At 41.1% G+C, this 13976-nt stretch carries 18 protein-coding genes; 6 read left to right on the plus strand and 12 right to left on the minus strand.

Annotation, left to right across the window (positions count from 1 at the left end; genetic code table 11):
- Positions 1-9 precede the first annotated feature (9 nt).
- Genes BUB25_RS10385 through BUB25_RS10410 form a run of 6 tightly spaced genes read left to right on the plus strand, consistent with a single transcriptional unit; the run spans position 10 to position 3864 of the window.
- Positions 10-384, plus strand: coding sequence for a hypothetical protein (locus BUB25_RS10385; RefSeq protein WP_072943969.1), 375 nt, complete (start codon positions 10-12; stop codon positions 382-384).
- The gene (locus tag BUB25_RS10390) at positions 371-910 is read left to right on the plus strand and encodes a PRTRC system protein E (protein WP_072943971.1); all 540 of its coding nucleotides are present in this window, start codon (positions 371-373) and stop codon (positions 908-910) included. The genes BUB25_RS10385 and BUB25_RS10390 overlap by 14 nt, the downstream gene beginning before the upstream one ends.
- Positions 911-927: 17 nt before the next feature.
- Complete coding sequence (locus BUB25_RS10395; RefSeq protein WP_072943973.1) at positions 928-1146, plus strand: PRTRC system protein C; 219 nt, start codon at positions 928-930, stop codon at positions 1144-1146.
- Between the two features lie 17 nt (positions 1147-1163).
- Positions 1164-2339 carry a hypothetical protein gene (locus BUB25_RS10400; protein WP_072943975.1) on the plus strand — a complete coding sequence of 392 codons (1176 nt, stop codon included), beginning with the start codon at positions 1164-1166 and terminating at the stop codon, positions 2337-2339.
- Complete coding sequence (locus tag BUB25_RS10405; RefSeq protein ID WP_072943977.1) at positions 2336-3058, plus strand: PRTRC system protein B; 723 nt, start codon at positions 2336-2338, stop codon at positions 3056-3058. Before BUB25_RS10400 ends, BUB25_RS10405 begins: the two co-directional genes overlap by 4 nt.
- A complete protein-coding gene (locus tag BUB25_RS10410) occupies positions 3058-3864 on the plus strand; it encodes a PRTRC system ThiF family protein (RefSeq protein WP_072943980.1) in 807 nt (268 codons plus the stop codon). The genes BUB25_RS10405 and BUB25_RS10410 overlap by 1 nt, the downstream gene beginning before the upstream one ends.
- Positions 3865-4131: 267 nt before the next feature.
- Here the strand turns inward: BUB25_RS10410 and BUB25_RS10415 are convergent, their stop codons facing one another.
- The 12 genes from BUB25_RS10415 to BUB25_RS10470 all read right to left on the minus strand — a co-directional run bounded on the left by BUB25_RS10415 (position 4132) and on the right by BUB25_RS10470 (position 13905).
- Entirely contained in the window at positions 4132-4680 is a 549-nt protein-coding gene (locus tag BUB25_RS10415; RefSeq protein WP_072943982.1) for a sigma factor-like helix-turn-helix DNA-binding protein, read from the minus strand.
- Positions 4681-4883: 203 nt separating this feature from the next.
- Positions 4884-5324 carry a DUF3872 domain-containing protein gene (locus BUB25_RS10420; protein WP_072943984.1) on the minus strand — a complete coding sequence of 147 codons (441 nt, stop codon included), beginning with the start codon at positions 5322-5324 and terminating at the stop codon, positions 4884-4886.
- A gap of 11 nt (positions 5325-5335) precedes the next feature.
- A complete protein-coding gene (locus BUB25_RS10425) occupies positions 5336-5896 on the minus strand; it encodes a conjugal transfer protein TraO (RefSeq protein WP_072943986.1) in 561 nt (186 codons plus the stop codon).
- A gap of 27 nt (positions 5897-5923) precedes the next feature.
- Complete coding sequence (gene traN / locus BUB25_RS10430; RefSeq protein WP_072943988.1) at positions 5924-6817, minus strand: conjugative transposon protein TraN; 894 nt, start codon at positions 6815-6817, stop codon at positions 5924-5926.
- A 25-nt stretch (positions 6818-6842) separates the two neighbouring features.
- Complete coding sequence (traM, locus tag BUB25_RS10435) at positions 6843-8171, minus strand: conjugative transposon protein TraM (protein WP_072943990.1); 1329 nt, start codon at positions 8169-8171, stop codon at positions 6843-6845.
- Between the two features lie 12 nt (positions 8172-8183).
- Positions 8184-8444, minus strand: a complete 261-nt coding sequence (locus BUB25_RS10440; RefSeq protein ID WP_072943992.1) for a nitrogen regulatory IIA protein — start codon at positions 8442-8444, stop codon at positions 8184-8186.
- A gap of 11 nt (positions 8445-8455) precedes the next feature.
- A complete protein-coding gene (traK, locus tag BUB25_RS10445; RefSeq protein ID WP_072943994.1) occupies positions 8456-9079 on the minus strand; it encodes a conjugative transposon protein TraK in 624 nt (207 codons plus the stop codon).
- A gap of 24 nt (positions 9080-9103) precedes the next feature.
- On the minus strand, positions 9104-10096 hold the full coding sequence (gene traJ / locus BUB25_RS10450; protein ID WP_072943996.1) for a conjugative transposon protein TraJ: 993 nt from the start codon (positions 10094-10096) through the stop codon (positions 9104-9106).
- A 3-nt stretch (positions 10097-10099) separates the two neighbouring features.
- Positions 10100-10732 (minus strand): DUF4141 domain-containing protein, encoded by a 633-nt coding sequence (locus BUB25_RS10455; protein WP_072943998.1) that lies wholly within the window; start codon positions 10730-10732, stop codon positions 10100-10102.
- A gap of 34 nt (positions 10733-10766) precedes the next feature.
- Entirely contained in the window at positions 10767-13262 is a 2496-nt protein-coding gene (locus tag BUB25_RS10460) for a TraG family conjugative transposon ATPase (RefSeq protein WP_072944000.1), read from the minus strand.
- The gene (locus BUB25_RS10465) at positions 13259-13588 is read right to left on the minus strand and encodes a DUF4133 domain-containing protein (protein ID WP_072944003.1); all 330 of its coding nucleotides are present in this window, start codon (positions 13586-13588) and stop codon (positions 13259-13261) included. Before BUB25_RS10465 ends, BUB25_RS10460 begins: the two co-directional genes overlap by 4 nt.
- Before the next feature lie 11 nt (positions 13589-13599).
- Positions 13600-13905 (minus strand): DUF4134 domain-containing protein, encoded by a 306-nt coding sequence (locus BUB25_RS10470; RefSeq protein ID WP_072944005.1) that lies wholly within the window; start codon positions 13903-13905, stop codon positions 13600-13602.
- Positions 13906-13976 lie beyond the last annotated feature (71 nt).

Genomic DNA, 13976 nt, shown 5'->3' on the forward strand with positions numbered 1-13976 from the left:
TTTACAATCATGACAAAGGAAAACAAGAAGAAAAATGAATTTGCAGATTACCTTTTCAACCAATTTGTAAAAGCAGAACGCAGGGACAAACAAGATTGGTCGCTGAATTATTGGAACGTTTTAACCCAATTTGCAGAGATTGGGTTGTCTGATGAAGAACAGTCTGAAGAAAGATTATACGTATTTAAACTTGATATTATAATTAGGGAAGCTATGTCAGGCTGGAACACACACCTATTGATCCTGCGTGGAAAAGAAGCCGAACAGGATTACAGGGAAAGAATGAAAAAATATGAAGAACGCTTACGTGCCATTGGACATGACGAAGCAACAATTAAGCAAATGTTAGACTATAAAATCAAATTAAATTATGGAACCGACTAATTTTTTCAATCAGATAGCGCAAATGGGCATTACGGGAGATTTACAGCTCACTATATCAAAGGGTATAGATAACACCATTATTGTTTCCATAATGCTTCAAAATGAGCAATGTGGTGATAATTCGAAACAAATGATACCACCGCTTAATCTAAGAGGAACGGCAGAAGAATTGGACGAGGGATTTTTTCAGCAGATAACAACGCCTTTGCAAACCGCTTCGGGTTTAATGGTAAATATGGAAGCCTTTATGAAGCAATTGGAAGTAGCCAAAAAGCAATCGGCAATGGAAAAGGAAAAATCCGACATACAAAAGAAAGAACAGGAAACCAAAGACAAAAAGTTTAAAGATGGTATGGCAAAGGCTGACGAATTGGAGACAGCGGGCAAATTCCGTGAAGCATGGATGAAAGTACCCGAAATTACCGACTACCCTGAAAAAGCGGACGAGATACGCAAACGCAAATCGGAACTATCAAATCAATTTTCTTCAACAGGTCTATTTGCGACAGAACAACCTACCGTTTAACACAAAATCCAATAGTTATGTTATTAGCAACACAGTTAGAACGAGTATTTATACTTAAAGATAAAGGACAGGACATCACACTGACCGACCCCGAACCACGCTGGAGTGTGGAAGCGGTATTGAATTTTTACGCCAATACGTATCCCATTCTAACCACCGCAAAAGTATCTGCCCCCATCATCCGTAATGATATGATAGAGTACAAATTAGAGAGCGTAATGGGAACAAAAGGTTAAACCAAAAATAAAAAACAATGAACTATGCAACGCAATATCCTAGCGGGAACTATCTGCGTACCTCAGCAGAAAACACAACGGCAACTGCACCGACAATTGGGCGAGTTCTCACAATGGATGCAAAGAGCCAAAGACACAAACGAAGTACGGAAAGACAAACTGAAATCTGTACCCATAGCAATGCTTCCAATGGTTTTCTAAAGTGTGGGTTTCTGCCTAAACTGAAAACAACACAATCCATACAGGATTGTAAGAAAACAGCAAAAACGCAAAGGGATTTTTACAAATCCCTTTCCCAACTTGCAGAGCATTACCGCATTGAACTGTTACAAACGCAGGAATATAGCTATCCCTACAATATGGCTTTGGCTATTTGGGATGCTGAAACCAAATTAAAACAAAACAATGTCAATTGGGATAATTTACGTTTGGTACAGGATAGTAAGAAAACATTTTTTACGAGCGAAGAACGATACAGCATAGGTACAACCCTGTACTATATTCCAATTGTGCCACTCTTTCTAATGCTCCATGACCCAAAGCGTAAAAAGACGGCTCAATTGCTTGTTTCGGTTTGCAGTTATCTGTACCATATTGTCGATATACCGTATTACCGACAGGAAAACTGCTATCTGTATTGGATGTACGAAATGATGAACGATTGGGTGGAACAAGATGATTATACCGAAAAAACGGACAGCTGTATTGCAGAGATTGCAAAAGCCGAATGGATAGGCGAACGGGTTGAACAGAAGCTATTCAACCGTATCAATTTACAGGTATTTGAACAGCGGTATAACCACTTTAAAAGCCGTGACAAATTCGACCAGGAGTGCCAAAAAGTAGCTTGCGATGCCTTTGCCCTTTATTCACAATATCCACACGAGAGCATTTTCCGAAACGCACCAAGACCCGAAGAAGACCCCTATACTGATGAAAACGAATCCGAAACTATTGGAATGGAAAAATACATCTCCTTTATAGCTGATACTACAGGTTGGCTGTATGAGAGACTTGCCGACAGTATTAACAATGAGTTTAACGAGTATGGAGCAATGGAAGAACCAACGATTTGTAAATACTTTGACGGAAGCAATATAACACAAACCAACCTTGATTTTGAGAACCGCCTGTTTGCCCTTTTGGACGAACTATGCACACTACTGTATGATTATAAAACAACAAGAAAATGAGCAACGTAAACGACATAACCGATAATTTTGGAACGCTTTACCATCCAAAATCTGCATTGGTTTTTTACCAAACCAAAGGGACAAATACCTATATGTACGTGGAGCATTTTGATATGAACAAAAACGGAAATCCTATCAATGCCCATCCATTGACCGTAAATGAAGCCAAAATATTGGCAAAGGCTTTGCACACCGATAAAGAAAAGGACAAAGCCTTTTTAAAACCAAAAGGAATTTTGCCGACCAATATACTGCATATTAATCCGAGCGAAAAAGGCACTGTACTTTGGTACACCAAGGCACAGGAACAGCAATTGTATTTTGTAAACGGTTTGGGCATACCCAACGGCAAAGCGTCTGTACCGTCAATGCTTTGGTATGCTAGTAAAAACAGCCTTGTCGTATTTGCTCTTACTACCGACAGAAGACCAACAGAAAATACACCATTGTATTTTGCTCCTTTCTTCAACATTTATGAAGATGGTAAAGTATGTATGGGAACTGTAAGTATAGACATTAAAAATTCTGCTTCTGTAGAGGAATTTACCGATGCTTGGGAAGACTACTTTTTTAACAGCTATTTCAGCCATTTATTAGGAAAACAAAATCCCATAAAAGGGAATTGCGTAAGCCTTTGGAAAAAATTGATTGAAACAGGTGAAGCCTTTCCTAAAGATGTATTGAAAAAGAACAACAAAACCCTTAAAAATATTTTGTGATGAATACCGAAAAACTAAAAGTACATTTTACAGATAACTATCTGATAACTCCCACCAATCCCATTACGGTAAACTTAATCGGTGCAGGTGGTACAGGCTCAAAGGTTTTGACCGCTTTAATGGAAATAAACCACAGCTTAATCGAATTGGAACACGCAGGGTTACAGGTGCGTTTGTGGGATGATGATATTGTGACCAATGCCAATTTAGGAAGACAGCGTTTTGCAGAAAGTGAAACAGGGTTATACAAATCCGTTGCACTCGTTAACCGTGCAAACCGCTTTTCAGGGACAAATTGGAAAGCCGAAACCGTAAAGTTTGAAAAGGATAGTTTGGGCAGAATCCCCGAAGAAGCAAGGGCAACTATTTACATTACCTGCGTGGACAATGTACAGGCGAGATTTGGGGTTGCTAAAATACTAAAAGAAGTAAGCAACCACAGACACCACAGGGACGAACCAAAATATTGGTTGGACTTTGGTAACAGCCAGCATACAGGGCAAGTGTTACTATCTACCATAGGAAACATTCGCCAACCCAATTCAGAAAAATACGAAACGGTGGCAAGCCTGCCAATGATTACGGAAGAGTTTGGCGAATTGTTGAAGCAGTCTGAACAAGAGGACGACACACCGAGTTGCAGTTTAGCGGAAGCATTGGAAAAACAGGATTTGTTTATCAATTCCTCTTTGACCCAAATGGGCTGTTCGCTTTTATGGAGCTTGTTTCGATATGGTATGACACCGTACAGAGGCTTTTTTCACAATCTGAAGGACTTTCGTACCCACCCCATAAAAGTCGCCTGATAACCGAAATCGGGCGGCAAAAAGACACTCCCTCCTATGGTCGGGACAGTCTTTTTGCGGCAAATCGGTGCAACCACTTTGCCAAAATGCACCCACTCAAACGTCCTCTCTTCACATTTTACCAAACAGGTTGCGTTCTGATTTCTAAGGGATATTCATTATCCCTTTCGTTGTTTTAGGGGACTTCTTTTCTTTTCCCATCAGCGACCAAAGAAAAGAAGCAAAAGAACGCCGCCTTACTATAACTGGATTTTCTGCCATTATTAATTACTGAATTGGCTGTGTTTTCCACACAGAAAAGCCTTCAAAAAGATGTTCAATGCTTTCAAACTCTATAAATGCGATTAGTTCTTTTTTGCACAGTTCCTTAAATCCCTTGAAACACACAAAACTTTTCAGAGGTATTTCAGCTAGTTGTCCTATAGTTTGAATATCCAAAACCTCGAACATACTATTCATTCTCTTACTAAAAGGAAAATGGCTTGCATAAAGCATTTTATTCAGGTCAATTTCCGTTTTATTTTTCCGTTTTTTGATTTGTTGAGTCTCGCATTTAAATTCGTATTTTAACTGTTCCAATTTAAGCTTATAGTCTTCAATTTCAGCAAGTAACTGGGTTACGCTCTTTACTTTTTTATATGTTCTTTCGTAAATTTGGCGAACGCTTTCACGCGTGACCCCATAAATGGCAGCCACTTCCTGAAGCGTCATTTTTTCTATCAAGAGGTTCTGCAATACATCATACTCCTTCTCAGAAAGTACTTTTCTGGACATTTCGATATAAAATCTATTGGTACGTGCTATTACATCTTTCATAAGAATGTTGTTAAAATCTCATTATTAAAATAGTATTTGGATGCCACAATTTAGAACCAAGATAATAATGTTTAATCAGTTATACAATGAGCTTAATAGAGATCCATAGGGTAATAGCAAATAAAACAACCCGAAGATAATCTTCGGGTTGTGATTAAATACGAATTTTATAGCGAGAGAACATAAAAACCTATATCTGGCGGCTAATTACTACTGTTAAACTCAAAACTCAACTGCTTTTCGTTGCCAAAATTATCCAAAATCCATACTTCAAAGGATTGGGAAACGGTGGAATGCGAAGTATAATACAACCTGAATTGCTTCGCCTGCAACGGATACAAATCGTTGGGCAGATACGGCGGTTCATCGTAATACTGTAAAGTTCCTTGTCCGCCAAATTGGAAGTAACGAATAAAGTATTGTGTGTTACTATAATTGCCGGTTGGCTCTATCGTCAGCCTAATCTCCACGATATTGCCATTAGCAATTTCTTCGGGTACGGGCATCACCTTTACCTCAAAAGGGAAATCATTTTGTATTTCCAGTTCGTCTTTGTTACAGGATGTAACGGAGCTTATCAGGATTGCCAGCAATACATACATTGGCAGTAATCCTATTCTGAATTTATTGAAAAATGTTATCATTGTTTTATATTTTAAAAGTTAATCCTCAATCCCAGACCCGCTGATGGTCGGAACTGTTCCAGGTCCGTACCCCACAAAACTTTTGTACGCCCCTGCAGGATCAGTACAAAACGGTCGGACAGGTATGTTTCAAAAGACAACCGTCCGCCTGCACCGTAAATGAAGTTGTCTTCAGTCAGTATTTTTGCCCCGTCATACAACAAAGCTTTGCCACGGTTAATGCTTTCATAACCCAGTACACCAGTTATTGCTGCATTCAGGGTAATGTTCTTACGGGTATCACCCAACAGGAAGAAACTGTAACCACCTTCTGCTGTGTATGTTTCCTGTGGTAAGCGGAGGTTTTTATATTCATCATACTGGTGCGTATATTCCAATGCCCAAAGCTGATAATTACCATTTCTACCGTTTAAGGTCATTCCGATATTGAGGAAGTAGTTACTGCTGGGATAGTCATCGGATAAGGTTCCTGCGTTTACTTCCAGTCCTTTCTGTTTAGGCAGCATTCGCTGTGCCTGTGCGATAGTGATGCCTATAAGGACAAACATCATCGTATAAATATACTTTTTCATTTTTCTGTTATTACGTTTAATGGATTACTAAAATTTCAGGTGCATATCGTTAATCAAACGTGCCTTAATCAAATCGGAATTTTCTACCTGAAATGTTTGATGTCTGCCCCCGTTCTTCTCGAAAATCTCAATCAATAACACTTTGTCATCGGCAATGGTAAACTGATCCAACAGGAACACATTTTGTTTGGTCATTTTCCCGCCAATCTCGTCCAGCGGCTTGTAAGTGCGTAGTGGCATTATTGGTCTTTCCTGCACCACGGTTCGCTTTGCGATCTTTTTGTCCACTACCTTGAAATTGATAAAATCAATCTGGAAAGGAACATTGGTACGGTTTGCGAGTTCCGTATAGAAATAGTATTTACCATTATGGATGTAAATTCCTTTCAGGATAAACTGTATGCCGAAACTTTTCGCCCCGATATGCTTTACAATTCGATTGTCGTTTTTGTAAATTGTTTCCAGTAACAAGCCTGCCAGGGATGGTGAGTTGTTACCCAACTCTTCAAAAAGCACATCACTTCCATTAGCCTTGTCCACTGTCTTTTGCATTGTTAGCAGGTCATAACTCAACACCTCCGGGGATGAGCTGTAATGCACATTGAAGCTGTAAAAATGGCCGTCATTGGTAATTACCGAAAAATTGGTTTCCGGTTCAAATTCTTTTACCGATGCTTTTACACGAAGTACATTTTCAGCATCTTCTGCTTTTCCCGCAATCAGGTATTCACTGCCTAAATCCACGTAGCGGATAGCGGTCGGGAAAATCAGATGCGAAGTCTTGTCATAAGTAACTTCCATACAGTACGGTTCTATCTTGCCCAAAGCAAGAGGAATTTTTGCACTGTCCTGTGCAAAAGAGGATACGACAAAGCCAATGATCATGGCAAATGCCCAAAAGGTTCTAAAATGATTTTTCATTATTTAATTCTATTTATGTTTAACATTATTTTTTGGAGACAAGGAACAGTTGATGACCTGTCTTTAAGGTAACTTTCGGTGTCTTCACTTTTTTGGAGAAATAACCTGAAATGCCCTGTACTACACCACGGCTCAAATCAGCGGCAGCCTGTTGTCCTGCCGATTGGGTAAGCATCAGGCTCGTCCCGGATTGCTGGCTCATATTGCCAGCCATTTCAGTAAGAGCATTCATTTCAGGCGAATATGGCACATACAAACCCTGCTGACCGTCCAGATCATAAATCGTAATATCAACTGGGATGATGTTTCCGTCCAGTTCTATGGAAGTAACCTTCATCTGTAAACGTCCTCCCTCAAGTTTGGCATTAGCCGTTAAAATTGTTCCTTTGGGAATGGTACGATTAGGCGTTTGAGCGGGTTCCAATAAGCGTAAGCGTACACCGCTTTCACCGGTAATGGTCTGCGTTTCCTGTACACAGGCTTTGATGCTGTTTTTGGGTTGTACCACTTGTTCTAAAGCACTGGCAGTATAAAAACGGCTGTTTTTGTTTTGACTCCAATCTGCTAAAAAGACACTATCGTTAGGCTCTCGGTACAAGGCCGATACAGTGTTCTTTCTTGTAGCAGTAAATGCCACAAAATGCTCTTTTTGTATAGACGAAGACGACTTAGAAACAGCATCATTGGCAGGTACAACTTCTCTCATATTTGTACCAGAAGGAAGATATTTTGCAGCCATCTGATAGGATTTCTCCATTAATGCCAATTGGTCATCTACCGTTACTTTGGCTGGAATATCTTTCTCCGCCAGTTTTCCCTTTAATTCCTCCAATTGCTTGCGGAGTTCCTGTATTTCAGAATTATCGTCCTTATAGAAGGAACCTAATGTGCTTTGCACATTGCGGTAACTGTTCAAAGCGGGATTACTTTGTTTTCCAGATCCGTTGGCACTGCTGTAGCTTTCTTCCTCTTCAGGTAGCTCATCTCCCACTTCTCCTTTTTCGTCTGCATTCCAATAATCAGAAAGAGATGTGAGAGCGTTCCTTTTTTCCTCGTTCTTACGTTCCAGCATTTCCTCCTCGTATGCCTTACCCTTATCGGCAGGCATTCCTGCACCGGTAGCCTCAGGTACAACCTCGTTTAGTCCGATTTTCTCGATTTCTTTTTTCTCGGAAGACGGTTTAAAGATCAGATACATACAGCCGAGGAACACAACACCCATTAAACCGAAGATGAGCGGTTTTTTAAGCTTTTGGGCTTTGTTCTGTGTACTGTCTTGCAGTACATCAGCGGTTTCTTTCAGGTTACCTTCCGTTACCCGAACAACCGTTTTTTTGTTTTCATTTTCTTTCATAAACCTTATTTTTTAAAATTGTGATAATGTGTCCTTCAAGAGTGTGGGACTTCCTTTCTTTTTGAGAACAGGATTTTCGATATGCTCGATGACCATATCGTTATTGGACTTATTGGCATCATACCATACTTTGAATATGACCCCTGCGGTAAGCAACAGATACCCCGCAAAAAAGTACAGCGTGTACTTGTGCTGTTTTCTTAAAGGCAGTGTTCGCCAACGTTCATCCAGTTTCTCAAACCACTTGTCCATATCAGTTCGTAATTTTTTCATATCCTGCGTTTTTAGCGTTCAATGACTTCGATGTCTTTGTTTTCCACAACAGCAAACTTTTCGATATTGAAACCCTGCGGGTTATTGTCCGAACGGACAGAATTCACAAGAAAACAGGAAGTAACCAGATTACGTTTGGTCACATTACTGGAACGGATGATGAACTGTCTGGCATAGGTACGTACCGAATAGGGATAGGTGTCGAAATTGCAGACCACACTATCCACTTCGATACGTTGCTGTACGTTACCCGATATAATACGATTGTAATATCCCTTTTCCGAAAGGTCTTTATAATAATCAAAAGCACTTTTATCGGCAAGGTTAAACGCCCGGCTCATATTACTTTCGATAGCATTCTTATCGGGAGCCAGCGTAAAGAACAGTTCGTGAAAACGTCTTACATGTTCCCTTGCTTCGACCGGTCGGTTGATGGACGCATCCTGTGCAAGTGCCAGCATCAGTGATTTGCCATTGTCCAGTACATAGATCTTCTGGCGTTGTTCTGCTGCAAAGCGGTAGGATTGCCATACTGCATATCCTGCAACACTGATGCAGAGAACAGCAAATACAAGAGCGTACAACCTGATTTGGCGAAAACTGTTTTCGATATTTCTTAGCGTTTTAAATTCCATTTTTTACTGATTAATCGTTCTACATTATTTGAGTAATTGCCCGCCGATATTTCCTGCTGCCGAGCCGGCTCCGGCTCCAGCAATATTTCCGGTTTTCATTGCGGTTTGATTTACATTACGAGTAAAATTCCCTGCCCCACCAGCCTGAATAATCCAGCCTGTCACGGTTGGGATAGTAAAATATCCCACAATTCCAATGATCATAAAAATCACATACACGGTATTTGACGTATCGGGAATGAAAGTCGGGTCAGCAAGCATTTCGATATCCCTTTCTATAATCAGGGATTGTATCTTGGCAAGCATGGAGCTGAACAGGTCGGCAACTGGTAGCCATAGATATACACTAACGTATCGGGTAAGCCATTGCGTAAGTGTGGATTGAAAACCATCCCAAACCGATATAGCAAAAGCTATCGGACCCAAAATGGACAACACAATCAAAAAGAAAGTACGTATGGTGTCAATTACCAGAGCAGCTGCCTGAAATAAAATTTCCAGCAATTCCCTGAACCAGTTTTTTACAGACTGCTCAATGTTGTACATCCCTCTTTCCATATACATCCCCGACATCGTAACCAGATCGGATGCTGACCAGCCCAGTTCTTCCAGTTTTTTATCGAACTCTTCGTCCGATACCAAATAAGCGTTTTCAGGATTTCGAAGCATGGCTTCTCGTTCCAACAGGTCTTTTTTTGTCTGCAGGTCGTTCAGGTCAAGCACCTGATTTTCTAGAATGGCATGTGTCCCCTGTACCACCGGGCTTAACACAGCATTGATAGTTCCAAGTACCATGGTCGGGAAAAACATAATACAAAGACCCAATGCAAAAGGACGGAGCAAAGGGTACATATCAATAGGCTCTGCCCTGCTTAGTGCCTCCCATACTTTAATAGCTACATAGAATAGGGCTCCCAAACCAGCCACTCCTTTAGCCACTGCCGCCATATCTGCGGACAGTGGCATCATCTCATCGTACAAGGAGCGCAGAACCTCGTGAAGATTATTAAATTCCATAACTTACCAGTATTTTTGGTTAGCTGTTCCGTAGAGTTCAAGTACTCTTTTAGTATTGTTCTGCTTTTTTGCCCTTAGCAAGCTTACAGAGATATTTTTGTTCGTGTAATAGCGTACAAGGCTGTGGTATTCCTTCACTTCTTTGTACACACGGTCAATAATATCCATACGCTCTTTGTCATTCAATGACAAACTGGAAGAACTTACAATCTGCTTTAGTTCTTTCAGCAGTTCGGTACTTTCGTTAAGCAGTGCTGCATAACCATTGGCGATAGCTATTAATTCTTGAGCAGAAAAATTGGGGTCGTTCATCATCTTGCCAAAATTCTGAACATACATTTCCGACACATCACCAACCAGCAGTACTGTCTGCTGCACCTTGCGGGCATCTTTCACCAAATTATTGACAGCTTGCAACTTATCATAGTATTCTTTGCCCTGTTTATATACCTTTTCCACTTCCTTGAAATTTTTAATAACATTGGACACTGTGGATGAAGTCTGTACCATTTCATTGGCACTATTAACAATTCCCTGAGCCAGATTTGTGGGATCCGTAACGACCCATTGGGCTTTTGCGGACGGTGCTACAGCAAACATAAGTGCTGTGCACACCATGAATAGTATTTTTTTCATTGTTCTTCGATTTATAAATGATTAATAATTGTATTTACTTTTCTCTTCTTTGTAGGGCTATCCGTTTGATAGCGTGCTCTACATTTCCATCTAGTTCACCGGCAAGCTTCATCACTTCCATTTTCTCCGTTTCTTCGGTGGTATAAGCGAGATACTCTTCAACCGACACTTCTGTGGCATATACAGCCGAATGGGTTCCCCCCAGACCAATCCAAACTTCCTTGTATAGCCGTGACGGGTCATTGTTCATATTGATGGAAAGTACCTGTGCCTTTTCTTTATCAGTCAAGCCAAGCATTGCCTGTATGTCATCAAACTTATTCATGTACTTGCGCTGGTCGAGCAGGATTTTACAATCGGAATTGTTGATGATAGTTTCCTTGACAATGGGCGACTGGATGATGTCATCGACTTCCTGTGTTACGACGATAGCTTCACCGAAAAACTTCCTTACCGTTTTGAAGAGATACTTTATGTATTCTGCCATTCCCTCTTTGGCAATGGCTTTCCAAGCCTCTTCAATCAGGATGAGTTTGCGGATACCTTTCAATCTTCTCATCTTATTGATGAACACCTCCATGATGATGATAGTCACAATTGGAAAGAGAATTTTATGATCTTTTATCGCATCAACCTCAAACACTATGAAGCGTTTGGAAAGCAAGTCTAATTGCTTTTCAGAATTGAGCAGGTAATCGTATTCGCCTCCTTTGTAATAAGGTTCCAGTACGTTCAAAAAATTAGCGATGTCAAAGTCTTTTTCCCTTACCTTTTTTTCTTCCAATACCTTACGATAATCGCCCTGCACATACTCATAGAAACCATTGAAAGAAGGATATACATCATCCTGTTTGATACGCTCTATATAGCCACTTACCGCATTGGATAATGCAACTTCTTCGGAACGGGTCGGCGGTTCATCATCACGTTTCCAAAGTGTAAGTATCAGGGTTTTGACACTTTCTCTTTTCTCTATGTCAAACACACCATCATCGGTGTAGAATGGATTGAAGGCAATGGGATTGTCTTCTGTGTAAGTGAAGTAAACCCCGTCTTCGCCCTTGGTTTTTCCTTTGATAAGTTCGCACAATCCCTGATACGAGTTACCCGTATCCACAAGCAGGACGTGTGCGCCTTGCTCATAGTATTGCCTCACCATATGATTGGTAAAGAAAGATTTACCGCTTCCCGAAGGACCCAATATAAACTTGTTTCGGTTCGTGATAATACCTCGCTTCATTGGCAAATCGGAAATGTCCAGATGTATGGGTTTTCCGGTCAGGCGGTCTGCCATCTTGATACCAAATGGTGATGGCGAATTGTGATAATTGGTTTCTTCAGTAAATAAGCACAAAGCGGGTTCAATGAACGTGTAAAAGCTTTCTTCACTTGGAAAATCTCCAGCATTTCCAGGCATTCCCGCCCAATAGAGCGTAGCAACGTCCGTGGTGTTATGGCGTGGCTTGCATTCCATCAGTGCCAAAGCACTACCACTATCATTCTTTAGCTGTTTGAATTCGCTAGGGTCATCCGACCAAGCCATAACGTTAAAGTGTGCCCTGATGGACGACAGTCCAAAACTGTGTGCTTCGTTGAGGTACCGCTCTATCCATTCTTTATTGATCTGGTTGGCACGACTGTATCGAGCCAGTGAGTGCATATTCCTTGCGGACTTCTCAAACTTTTGCAGGTTGTCTTCGCTGTTATCCAAAAACAGATATTGGTTGTAGATATGATTGCAGTTTAAGAGCAAGCCCACTGGAGCAGCGAACGACAAACGGCAGTCACTCCGGTCGGTAGATAGTTTTTCATAACGGGTATCTGCTGATACAGTTGAAGGCAGATCGTCCGTATCGGATAAAGTGTGCAGGCACAATCTTTTGTTCCCAACGCGTACTTCTTCGGCTCCGAGTGCTATGTCCTGCATTGGTGTTCCGGCTTCCCTTGACAGCGTCAGATATTGTTCCAATAATCCTTGTTTTTCATCCGTACCAATGATGTCTTCTTCCGTTAAGCGTCGTAACCCGATAAATCCGCTGTCATTTGCAATACGTTCAAACTGTGAAACCGCTTCCATAAAACGATGGATCGCTTCCTTATCCCTGATTTCTTTTGGTATGAGAGCACCTTTACAAAGCGATGAAAAATTACTCTGTGTACGCATTCTTTCCTTAGTGGTTTTGGTCAGGAACAGGTAGCAATAATGGTTAAGAAAAGGACGTTCGTTAAAATGCTGTTGGTAGGATTTGCCCAAAAAGCTCAAACCATCATCCCCAATATCGGGTGCATAGTTTTCCTTGATATACCAGTCCTGTTTATGGATAACTGTATAATCTGGCAACGTCTTGATGGCTTTGTGCCAAGCAGAATGAATGGCTTCATATTCCGCAGAAGCTACCGTAAACAGTTCCGGCAAACGCACTTCAAAACAGGCAGTAATGTCTGCATCCTTGGACAGAATACAATTGTTTTCCACTGCCAGTAAGGGAAACTTATTTTCCAGTGTAGTGGTCTTGGCTACATTCCTCATACGGCATTCGATTTAGGGGTGAACTTTAAATATCGGTGTACAGGCTTGCGGCAGATGATGTATCTGGGATGCTTTTTTCTTGCACCGATTTTCATCAGCCCATGTTCTCCATACTTTTTGTTCAGTGAAAAGGTCTGCCATACTATCAGCGAAGCACCACCAGTTCCAAGAAACAGGCAGATGTAGGAATTGACCCCGGCCATGTAAAGTATCATGACCAGAATAAGCGTTCCTAGCAGTCCACCAGCGAAAATGAACAGGTATTGTGCTTTGAGCCCCTTAAATTCGACCGTTCTTCCGATTCCTTTGTTGATGTTGTAATTCATAAGGCAAGGGATTAAAGAAAGAATGAACGCAAAATAGTAGCTGCAACAATCAAGAAGATACAGGCTCCAAACCAGCTTGCTGCAGTCTTGCTTGTATCGGGATCTCCGCTACTGAACTTGCCGTACACTTTAACCCCTCCAATGAGACCTACCACGGCTCCAATAGCATAGATGAGTTGTGTGGCAGGATCGAAATAGGCCGTAACCATTTGAGTGGCTTCGGTGATACCAGCTGAACCGTCTCCCTGTGCCATCGCACCCAAACCTGTCAGCATTACCATTGCTGCCAGCAGGATTTTTTTTCTTTGTTTTTTCATGATTAAACACTTTAGATTGTTTTTGTTATGCCGCAGTATGCGGATTTCCCTGACAAAGATGATATGGAAAT

It is taken from the genome of Flavobacterium granuli (assembly GCF_900129705.1).
GTDB lineage: Bacteria > Bacteroidota > Bacteroidia > Flavobacteriales > Flavobacteriaceae > Flavobacterium > Flavobacterium granuli.